8 protein-coding genes are annotated in these 10,588 nt (G+C 50.0%); 4 read left to right on the top strand and 4 right to left on the bottom strand.

Features of this window, described 5'->3' with window-relative positions:
• Nucleotides 1-55: 55 nt before the first annotated feature.
• Together ACN0T0_RS11720 and ACN0T0_RS11715 are read right to left on the bottom strand one after the other, a co-directional pair.
• Complete coding sequence (locus ACN0T0_RS11720) at nucleotides 56-826, bottom strand: substrate-binding periplasmic protein (RefSeq protein WP_417226275.1); 771 nt, start codon at nucleotides 824-826, stop codon at nucleotides 56-58.
• A gap of 204 nt (nucleotides 827-1,030) precedes the next feature.
• Nucleotides 1,031-2,560: an alanine/glycine:cation symporter family protein gene (locus tag ACN0T0_RS11715; protein ID WP_417226274.1), complete on the bottom strand. Its 1,530-nt coding sequence runs from the start codon at nucleotides 2,558-2,560 to the stop codon at nucleotides 1,031-1,033.
• Nucleotides 2,561-3,087: 527 nt separating this feature from the next.
• Here ACN0T0_RS11715 and ACN0T0_RS11710 point away from each other — a divergent pair.
• From ACN0T0_RS11710 to hrpB, 3 genes are all read left to right on the top strand, one after another.
• The gene (locus tag ACN0T0_RS11710) at nucleotides 3,088-3,501 is read left to right on the top strand and encodes a phnA protein (RefSeq protein ID WP_417226272.1); all 414 of its coding nucleotides are present in this window, start codon (nucleotides 3,088-3,090) and stop codon (nucleotides 3,499-3,501) included.
• A gap of 94 nt (nucleotides 3,502-3,595) precedes the next feature.
• Nucleotides 3,596-4,567, top strand: a complete 972-nt coding sequence (locus ACN0T0_RS11705) for a hypothetical protein (RefSeq protein ID WP_417226270.1) — start codon at nucleotides 3,596-3,598, stop codon at nucleotides 4,565-4,567.
• 112 nt (nucleotides 4,568-4,679) lie between these two features.
• Nucleotides 4,680-7,202, top strand: a complete 2,523-nt coding sequence (gene hrpB, locus ACN0T0_RS11700; protein WP_417226269.1) for an ATP-dependent helicase HrpB — start codon at nucleotides 4,680-4,682, stop codon at nucleotides 7,200-7,202.
• Between the two features lie 779 nt (nucleotides 7,203-7,981).
• Here hrpB and ACN0T0_RS11695 read toward each other — a convergent pair.
• Nucleotides 7,982-8,662, bottom strand: a complete 681-nt coding sequence (locus tag ACN0T0_RS11695) for a pirin family protein (protein ID WP_417226267.1) — start codon at nucleotides 8,660-8,662, stop codon at nucleotides 7,982-7,984.
• A gap of 122 nt (nucleotides 8,663-8,784) precedes the next feature.
• Between ACN0T0_RS11695 and ACN0T0_RS11690 the strand changes: the two genes are divergently transcribed.
• Nucleotides 8,785-9,534, top strand: a complete 750-nt coding sequence (locus ACN0T0_RS11690; protein ID WP_417226265.1) for a sulfite exporter TauE/SafE family protein — start codon at nucleotides 8,785-8,787, stop codon at nucleotides 9,532-9,534.
• A gap of 123 nt (nucleotides 9,535-9,657) precedes the next feature.
• Here the strand turns inward: ACN0T0_RS11690 and ACN0T0_RS11685 are convergent, their stop codons facing one another.
• Complete coding sequence (locus tag ACN0T0_RS11685; RefSeq protein ID WP_417226263.1) at nucleotides 9,658-10,521, bottom strand: pirin family protein; 864 nt, start codon at nucleotides 10,519-10,521, stop codon at nucleotides 9,658-9,660.
• Nucleotides 10,522-10,588: the final 67 nt, after the last annotated feature.

Genomic DNA, 10,588 nt, shown 5'->3' with positions numbered 1-10,588 from the left:
AGATTAACATAGCCTGTTTTTAAAGTATGTTCCTGCGTGCCGGTTAACAGCGGCCTTAACGGTAGCGGCTAATAATGGCGTCAATTTCGCCGGATGCCCGTAGTTGTCGAATAGAGTGGTTGATCAGATCAATATCCTTCTGTGGCACGGTTTTTTTACTGAACATTAAGTGTATCTCATCAATACTGGCGTTCCAATCTAAAGTCGTTATCTGCGCTTGCAAGCCGAACTCTTTGATCAGTTCTTTACCGTTATACAGATCATTGAGGACAATATTGGTGCGCTGACTATGCAACATCTTGAAGAGTTGTTCATATTTACTCAGCTGTTGGACGGGCAGGGCGTCTTTTATTTGATCCCACGCTTCACCATAAAATGCGCCATGTATCACTGCTGCACGGGGTTTTAAGCTGGCCAGTTGGGTAAAATTTTCTGCCGCGTTCCAGATAGAATATTCATCTTTACGAACAAAAATAGCCGTGGTTTCCGAGCGATAAGGTTCAGAAAAATAGGCCCATGGGCGCCGGTCAGCGGTTTTTGATGCGCCAATGGCGAGATCAAGCTCACCGGATTGAATATAGCGTTTAGTGCGCTCCCAAGGAATTTTTTTAAGTTGATAGGCACAACCGGCGTTATCCATGATCGCTTTTAGTAGCTCAATATCGATGCCGGTTACCTGTCGGTCTTTTAGCATTTGATAGGGCTTCCATTCCAACCAGGCAACGGAGAAGGTTGTTTGGCAAGCGGCATGAACAGTAAGGGGGCTAAGCAAAATAAGCAGTAGCGCCCGGGTGAGCATCTTCATAATAACAGTGGGATAGTTCACAGAGATGCCTAAATAGAGTCGAGTGGCCGCTTAGGCTTGAGAGAGCATGAGCGTGTTTCGATCTGATTATAGGGAGGAGGGGCCTTGCCTAGCAACCGTCTTTTTTCGGCGCAACGGGTTCTGTTTGTGACTAATCGTAAAAGCCCGTGCTGTTACCAGCACGGGCTTTAGTTTACATCCGATATGAGTCAGAGATGAAAAGGGTTATACCGTTTCAGCTTTTTTCTTCGGCGCTTTTTTAGCCGCGGCCATTTTCTTCTCGTAACGTTTTTCCCAGAAAGTGGCGTTTTTAATACCGAGTTTCAGCGGATTAAAGGTGTAGTGCTCGACGCCTGCTTTATGTTGCGCTTCATAGTCATTCAGTGCTTTTAGCGCAGGTTTAGACATAAAGAAGATGATCAGGATGCCGGCGATGTTCAGCCAGGCCATCAGGCCAACACCGATATCACCGAGTCCCCATGCTAGGTTGGCTGTTTTAACCGCACCATAGAAGGTTGCAGCCATCAGTACTAGCTTCAGTGCACCAACCATACCTGGGATTTTAATTGTCCGCTGGATATAGGCGATGTTGGTTTCGGCGATGTAGTAGTAAGCCAAAATAGTGGTAAAAGAGAAGAAGAACAGGGCAAAGGCAATAAATGGATTCCCCAAGCCAGGCAGCACGCTTTCGATCGCTTTCTGTGTGTACAGTGGGCCGTTGGCAGCGATATCCGCGCCGAGGTTCTGTACCAAGAAGGTATCCCCTGCACCGTGTACGTTGTATGCGCCGGTAATCAGGATCATGAACGCGGTGGCAGAACAGACAAACAGTGTGTCGATGTAAACTGAGAACGCTTGAACCAGACCCTGTTGTGCCGGGTGTTCTACGGCTGCCGCAGCGGCCGCATGGGGGCCAGTACCTTGACCGGCTTCGTTGGAGTAAACGCCACGTTTAACACCCCAGCCAATGGCTGCGCCCATACCCGCCATCGGTGTAAAGGCATCTTGGAAGATCATGCCGATAATACCTGGCAGCATATCGATGTTCAGTAAAACGATAACGCCAGCGATGATGATGTAAGCCAGTGCCATGAAAGGCACAACAATCTGAGTGAAGCTGGCAATACGTTTAACCCCACCAAAGATGATGAAGCCTAGGATCAGCACAACAATGGTGCCTGTAACGATTTTGGCAAAGCTCAGGGTGCCCATCGCTGTTTCGATCATTTGTCCGGAACCAAAGGTCGCTTCAACCGCGTTGCCGATACTGTTGGACTGAACGCCCGGTAGGAATACACCACAAGCCATGATGGTAGCGATGGCAAAAATCCATGCAAACCATTTTTGTCCCATCGCTTTTTCAAAGTAGAACGCGGGGCCACCACGGTATTGGCCTTCGTGCTCTTCTTTGTAGATCTGAGCCAGTGTTGATTCAGTGTAAGCGGTTGCCGCGCCGAGGAAGGCAACGACCCACATCCAGAAAACTGCACCCGGGCCACCAAAACCGATGGCGGCTGCCACACCCGCAATGTTACCGGTACCGACACGACCTGAAAGTGATACGGCCAGAGCTTGGAAAGATGAAATACCTTTTTCAGAGGCTTTGCCTGAAAACAGTAGTACCCACATTTCACGGAACATACGAACCTGCACAAAGCGTGTCAGGATGGAGTAGAAAAGACCTGCGCCAAGGCACAGATAGATCAGAGCGGGACTCCAGATAATGCCGTTTGTGAAGTCGACAAATGCTTGCATGTGTAAATATCTCCGAAAGCAGCGTGCTGTGCACGAAATTAGAATTATTGTCTTGCTGTTTTATCCACGGGTTAAGGTGGATGGCTTTTAGCGGCGTTTGGCGCGAAATAGGTTGCGCACGAATAGCTTGCTAAAACTGCCGAAAGAAAGATCCATTTTCTCTATGGCGTATTGGATATAACCAGAGCACTGGTTAGAAGATAGCCCTATGATGCAGCCCGGTGTTGCATCCCCGATTGGCGATAACGCCATAAAGGGATGCAAGATGTGCCGAGTTTTCATCGCTTATCTGCATGCTTAAAACTTTAGTGGGGTTGTCTGGGAGAGGGAATATCCTGTCGTGCCTTGTTTACCTCCTTCTGTGTCAAATGCTGTGTTGCGCTGTTTATCGATGAGTTTGCCAATCGGGCAAGCAGATCGGCTCATTGGCTGAAGGTCTATTTAATACGGCTGATCAGGCTTAACTTTTTAGCTTATTAGGCCTATGGTGAGCACCGGATAGAGAGTTGATTATAAAGGGTGTTGTTATGTCAAAAGGCCATTCAAAACATCAAGAAAGGGATCATAGTCTGTCGCTGTTTGGCAAAGACTTGGTACGCCGTTGTGGCTCTAAATGTGAACTCTGTGAGGCGCACGGTGTGAAATTGGGCATTTATGAAGTGCCGCCAGAGGCCGTAGAGCCTGATTACGATCACTGTATTATGATTTGTGAAAACTGCAGTGCCCAGTTAAATCGGCCGAAAAAGATCGACCCCAGCTATTGGCGCTTTCTTGCTACGTCGATGTGGAGCACGCTGATGCCTGTCAAAGTGATCTCGGTAGTGCTGTTGCAACAGCTGGCAAAACAGCAGAGTTGGGCCGCCGCCCTCTTAGATCAGCTGTATATCGAACCTGAGGAGCAGGCTTGGGTGGATCAGATCGATCTGTTTTCAGGGCGGTGATTCATAGTGAAACGGCTGATGATGATTTTTTCATTATAGATTTCAGTTTTGCGGGCGATAACTGAGTAATTGAATCATAAAATGGGTCCCGGCGATGTTTAATCCCAGTTCATTTCCTTTCGTTATTAATCCAGCATTGAGTCATTCTTCTGGCTCTCAACAGAGCAGTGTCTCGACGTTTTCCGCCGCTGAAAAACTGTCAGGGCTAGCCGCGAATAATGGCGTCGCCGCAACGCAACAAAGCTACTCGTTGTCAGAGCGCTTTAGTCGGGATGATAGTTTTACCCTCAGTTTGACCACGCAGGATGGCGATCAGGTTGAAATAACCTTTAACAGTGAAACACGTTACCAGTCTGACTATGCCCAACGCAGCAGTCAGGGGCAGCAAGAGCAACGCTATAGTATCGATAAAGCACAAAGCAGTGAGTTTGGTTTTAGCGTGGCTGGCGAGCTGGATGTGGATGAACTGGATGCCATTGCTAATTTGGTGCAGGATCTATCATCGCTGGCGGCGAACTTTTTTAATGGTGATCTGCAAACGGCTATGCAGCAAGCCGGTGATCTGTCGTTTGATTCAACCCAGTTGGCACAGATGGATCTCTCGATGCAGCAGTCGATGGAGTACCGCGCGGTTGAGCAGTATCGATCGGTGCAGTCGATAGGTGAACCCTCGGCGGCCGTTACTGAAAATGGTTTAATTCCCTTTGTTGAGCAGTTACAAGGGTTGGTAAATCGTAGTGAAACCTATATCGAGAGTGCTTCGAGCGTGTCGATGAAACTATTGGTAACGCTGGTGGAGCATGACCTGCGATTTACCAGTGCCAGTGATGTTGAACAGAGCAGTATGAAAGAGAATCTAGCCCAACTGAGTGATCGGGTTCATCAGGATCATCCGAGTCATCATGGCGAGCATAAAGCCTCGGGTGAGCGAGAACACAATAGTGGGCAGGATGAACTCAAGCACGAACATCGGCATGACGCACATGAGTCGGGTCGTGCTCGCCATGAGGGACAGACTATAGACAGTGATCGGGCTGCGGTTGAGCCGACCGATATCATCGCTTAATTCCATCTTGTTATAACGCCATCTTCTTGATGGCGTTTTTTTGCCTGAAATTCTATATCTGGCTGTTAGAATAGCCGCTTCTGTTTATCGCTAACCCGGAAGCACTCTACCGATGACCACTCTCCCCGTTTCAGATGTCCTGGATCAGCTGAATAGCGCTTTGAACGAGCATCATGATGTAGTGCTCGAAGCGCCACCAGGGGCTGGTAAAACCACGCTGGTGCCGTTAGAACTGTTGCGTCATCCACTGCTGGTGGGACAAAAAATTCTATTGTTGGAACCGCGTCGACTTGCTGCACGTATGGCGGCGGGACGGATGGCCGAACAGTTGGGTGAAACGGTGGGAAAAACCGTGGGCTATCGGGTACGGATGGATTCAAAGGTCGGCCCGCAGACCCGTATTGAGGTGGTCACCGAAGGTATTCTTACCCGGATGTTACAAGATGATCCTAGCCTTGAGGGTTATGGTTTGGTGATCTTCGATGAGTTTCATGAACGCAGCCTGGATGCGGATTTTGGTTTGGCGCTCACCTTGCAAGGGCGAGAACTGTTCCGCGATGATCAGCCCCTTAAATTATTACTGATGTCGGCGACACTGGATAAGCGGGTGATTGAACAATTACTCCCTACGGCGCCTCTGATCAGTAGTCAAGGGCGCATGTATCCGGTTGAAATTCACTATCTGGGCGCTGTCGGTCGTGAACAGCGTTTAGAGCAGCAAGTTGCCCGTGCGGTGTTACAGGCGTTGGATGATGAGCCGGGCAGTTTGTTGGTGTTTTTGCCCGGTCAGCGAGAGATTCGACGGGTAATGAGTGCTCTGGCGGGGCAGTTGGCTAACAATATAGTATTAGCGCCTCTCTACGGGGATCTTAGTATTCAGGCGCAGCAGCAGGCGATTGCCCCGGCTCCCGCAGGGCAGCGCAAGGTGGTCTTGGCAACTAATATCGCCGAAACCAGTTTAACCATTGAGGGAATTCGGGTTGTTATCGACGCCGGCTTAAGCCGTGAAGCCCGCCTAGATCCTGCTAGTGGCATGACTCGGCTGCATACCTGCCGGGTGTCACGGGCCGCGAGTATTCAGCGTGCAGGCCGGGCAGGGCGGATGCAGCCCGGTTGTTGCTATCGGCTTTGGTCCCAAACCCAGCAGGAGCAGTTAGCGCCCCATGCCACCCCTGAGATTATGTCTACCGATCTGACGGCACTGGCGTTGCAATTAGCCCGTTGGGGCGTGGATGATCCGGCGGAGCTTCGCTGGCTTAATCCACCACCCGACGCGGCGTTGAGTCAGGCGCGGGACCTCTTGGTGCGTTTACGGGCGTTAACGGCAACCGATAATGGGTTTCAATTGACCGGCGCCGGCGAACTGATGGCGCGACTGCCACTGCATCCTCGGCTTGCTCACCTTTTGCTGGTGGGCTGGGAAGCCGATGCCGCGCAGCTAGCCTGTGATGTGGCGGCACTGCTGAGTGAGCGTGATCCTCTTAATGGCGATGCAGATTTCGCTCGCCGCCTGAGCTGGTTGAAGGGTGAGAGTCACTGCGATGCGCGGCTAAAAGGGGCGTTACAGCGGACTCGGCAGCTCAGTCAGCAGTTTTACCGACTCTGCTGTCAGCATTTAAAGGGCCTGACTCAATCCTCGTCTGGACTATCGCCATCGGCACTGGTCGGAGTCTTGATCGCTCAGGCTTATCCGGATCGTATTGCCGCACGGCGGCCATCCGGTCGTGACTATCAGTTAAGTGGTGGTCGGGCCGTACGCCTCAACGATGCTGATCCGTTGGCCAAGCATCGTTGGCTGGCGGGAGCCAACTGTGGCGGTATGCAGGGGCAGAGCGCCGACCGTGTTTTTCTCGCTAGCCCGCTATCGGAAGCACTATTTGAGACCGCCTTAGCGGGATTGGTACAGCAGCAGACGGTGGTTGAATGGGATCGTCAGCAGAACCGTATGTGTTGTGAATTACAGTGCCGTATTGGCGTGTTAGTGGTGCGGCGGGAAGTATTACAAACTATCCCTTTGGCGGAGAAAAATCAGGTTCTGATCGAGCAGGTTCGCAAACAGGGATTAGCGTTGCTACCTTGGAGTGATGGGATAGACCGTTGGCGGCAGCGGGTTAATTTTCTTTACCAAGCACAACCCGCAGGCGGCCCGTGGCCTGACCTATCGGATCAAGCGTTATTGGCTGGCTTAGAGCAATGGTTAGCGCCCTATCTTGATCCTGTTAATCATTTAAATCATTTTTCCCGCCTAGACCTGGCCGCGATCCTACAGGGGTTACTGCCTTGGCCGCTGCCCAATGAACTGGAGAAATTGGCACCGACGCGATTAACACTGCCCTCAGGCCATACGGCGGCGATTGATTACAGTGACAACCCACCGGTGTTGGCGGTGAAGTTACAGGAGATGTTTGGCTCAACGGATACGCCGGTAATCGGTTATGGGGTGGCGTTAAAAATACACTTGCTGTCCCCGGCTCGCCGCCCATTAGCCGTGACGCAGGATCTCGCGAGTTTTTGGGCGAATAGTTATTGTGATGTCCAAAAAGATATGAAAGGGCGCTACCCGAAGCACCAATGGCCTGACAACCCTCAAGAGAGCCGCCCGGGGGACGGTATAAAACGAAAAATTCGCAAATAATCGGTCGAGGCCTTTAATAATTTTCAAGATACCCCTGTTTTTGCTGTACTAGTATCTAGTTACTCTGCACTGACAGAGGGTTATAGCCCCAATCCGTTGGGGTCACCAAGAGAGAGTATTAACGAGCTTACATGCTTCATGTCGCCCCGCCAGCGCGGGGCTTTCTCATTGGCTTAAGTGTCGTCATAGACAATCGCTAATGGGCTTTTTGAGATGAGCTTTTGGTGAGCTTATTGAGGCGTAACAATTCGATCGTGCCTCTTCATCACCATTGTCGTTTGCTAATCAGTCAGCTGAAAATCATTGGTAATGGATGTGCCTGAGCTTTGCTAGCGTTTATCGTTATTTGATCACTAAATAAACTAGTTTGAATATCTGGGCTTTAAATATTCATAAAAAACGATGTTTAAGGCTTTTTTGATGCTTGTTTGTTGCGGTGCGGAAAAAAATGACCCGGCGGGCGCCGGGTCGAAGTAAGCCAAATTAGTGGCTCAAAAAGCAAAGTGCAACTACAATATAGCGAATTTTTTGTGCAATGCAAAATAAATTTGGTAAAGTTTTTATGACATCGTACTTTTCATGGATATCTCGCCCGCTTTGTTTGAATACCAGATTAAGTCTTATGTGATCACAATTTGATCGTTGTTGTTACTTTCATCGTCGTTTGTTAGGGAGGGCAACGCGTTGTCTTGTGGATATGGGGCACGGCTAGACACGGGGAGATTCGGCCTATGGGGTAGGCGCTTATTAGCGGTGGCCGTGGGGAAGGGGTTAAAGGCTCAGGGAAGGGTGAAGTAAAAACCTTCGGCTCGACTGATACCCCTTAGTGAGATCATCGGCTCATCTTCAAACAGCATTGCATCACCGGCTTCTAAAATACTGCCATTCACTTCTAGTTGGCCGCGAAACAGGTATAGAAATCCGTATTCAGAGGTCGGTAAGCCATAACTTTTGTGCTGCAAGCGAAATTGATACATCTCGGCTTGCTGGCCTATTTGTAGGGAGTCTTCCCGACCATCGGCTGAGACAATCAGTTGCACACCTTCACGGCTAAGCAGTTTACGCCATTGATAGCGCGGTGTTTGACCGGTTTTTTCAGGTACGACCCAGAATTGCAGCATTTTAAGAGTGGTTTCGAGGGAGGCGTTCTGCTCTATGAATTCAGTGCCCGTGCCGGTGCTGAGCAGTTGTAGGCTGCGGCCTTCGAGTAACTTGCGAGTTCCAAGGGAGTCTGTGTGTAGGTTTTTACCGTCTAAAATAACAGAGATAACTTCCATATCGACATGGGTGCTCGGGTCGATGGCTGCGCCGGGATGAAGGAGGTCTTCATTGGCGACCCGTAGCTCGGATATGCCCATCCAGTCTGGATCGAAATAACTACCAAAAGAGAAAACATGTCGAGATTCAAGCCAGCCGAAATGGGCATATCCCCGGTCTGAAGCGCGTTTTATTCTGATCATGTGGGTTCGCAAGTCGAAACAGTTCCCGTTAGTTTTACCCTGTCAGCGCCGGGCTGTAAATACGGTGATGAGTTTTCTCTTGTTACCGATCAGGATAAAATGCTGTTTTTATGGGGAATCATATGGAACAACTGTTATCTTTTAGTGCCGCTTTTTGGTTGTTAGCCGGGCTGGGCGTATTAATCACTGGGATCTCTAAATCCGGCTTCGCTGGTGGTGTTGGGGTGATTAGTGTGCCATTGATGTCGTTGTATATCGGGCCGGTGCAGGCTGCGGCTATCATGTTACCGTTGCTGATTCTAATGGACTTTTTCAGTGTACGAGCCTGGTGGCACAGTAAACGGGTTGATCTACTGAAGGTTATGGTGCCTGGGGCGATCGTGGGTATTTTGGTCGGTTATTGGCTGTTCGGTTATCTGAACGATGATATTTTGCGCATGTTATTGGGCGTTTTATCGATTGGTTTTGCCCTCTGGGGCTTACTTAAAGGTTCACGGCTGGGGCGCAGTAATTCACCGGTGATCGGCTATATTGCCAGCACAGTTGCGGGATTTACTAGTTTTGTCGCCCATGCCGGTGGGCCGCCGATGAACTTCTATCTGCTGCCAATGAAACTCCCTCGAGAGCAGTTTTTAGGTACTGCGGTGGTTTTTCTAGCGACTGTTAATTTCGTTAAACTTTTTGCCTATGGCGCCTTGGGGCAGATCAATACGGACAACCTGTTAGTTGGGCTCGTGTTGGCGCCCATTGCTTGGATCGGCACGCGATTGGGGTTAGTCATCCATAAGAAGCTGGATGATCAGTTGTTTTACCGAATTATTTTATGGATGTTGCTGATTATCGGTGTGAAATTGATCGCCGATGGGTTTTAGTAAGCTCTTTGGTAAGTACTTTGATACGCTGGTAAATAAGTTTTTAGTCAGCATAAGCGCAGAAACATGTTTTAAGCCAAGGGGGGGATGCCGGATGGTCTATCCGGCGGTGAATTTGTCCTTTTAATCGGTCAGGGTGCCTTGTTGATACGCACGAATGGCTTGATCGATCTCCGCCTGAGTATTCATCACAAAAGGGCCGTAATGAACCATCGGTTCATTTAATGGCTGACCACTTAATAACAACGCCCCGGCGCCTTCCGCTGAACACAGTTGCAGTCTGTCGGCAGCGCTTACCTTGGCCATCTGCGAGGTTGCCAGTGGTTGGCCGTTGATACTCATCTCACCTTGATAAACATAGATGAGTAAGATTCGCTCGGCGCTATGTTCAAGGCGAATATCACTGTTTGATTGAAGACGCAGGTCGGCCACGGCGGCGTCACCGGGAAGCTGTTGTAATGGCCCGCTGAACGTTTGGGACTGTCGGTCGGCTGCTATTGTGTCATCTACGGCGCTTATAACGCGGTATTGCCCCGCAATCACTTTTAGCTCGGCTTTTGTTAAGGGCTGCCAAGGCAGTTGTTCAGGGTTGATATCCCGCCAGTCGGCCGGTTTCATTTTTTGTTCGGCGGGTAAGTTTATCCACAGCTGAAAACCGTGCATTAAGCCATCTTGCTGCAGCGGCATCTCTGAGTGAATGATGCCCCGTCCGGCAGACATCCATTGTGCCCCACCGCTTATAATTGCGCCTTTATTGCCTAGATGGTCTTCATGTACAAAGCCACCATGACGCATATAGGTGAGGGTTTCGATGCCCCGGTGTGGATGAGCGGGAAAGCCGGAGCCGTAGTCATCCGGATTATCCGAACGAATTTCATCGAGCATTAAGAAAGGATCGAGACCGTTATCACGAAAGCCGTGAGCACGCTGTATTTTGACGCCAGCACCGTCGGATGACGGATGGCTCGGGATGATGTGAATGGGCATATGGGGTCTCCTGCGATGCTGCTATCGGTCGAATCAAATCAAGCTATGGCTTTATAATAATCCTTTA

This window comes from Amphritea sp. (assembly GCF_048266285.1).
In the GTDB taxonomy this organism is placed as follows: Bacteria; Pseudomonadota; Gammaproteobacteria; order Pseudomonadales; family Balneatricaceae; genus Amphritea.
Note: the sequence above shows the minus strand (reverse complement) of the source record. Positions and strands in the feature narration are given on the sequence as shown.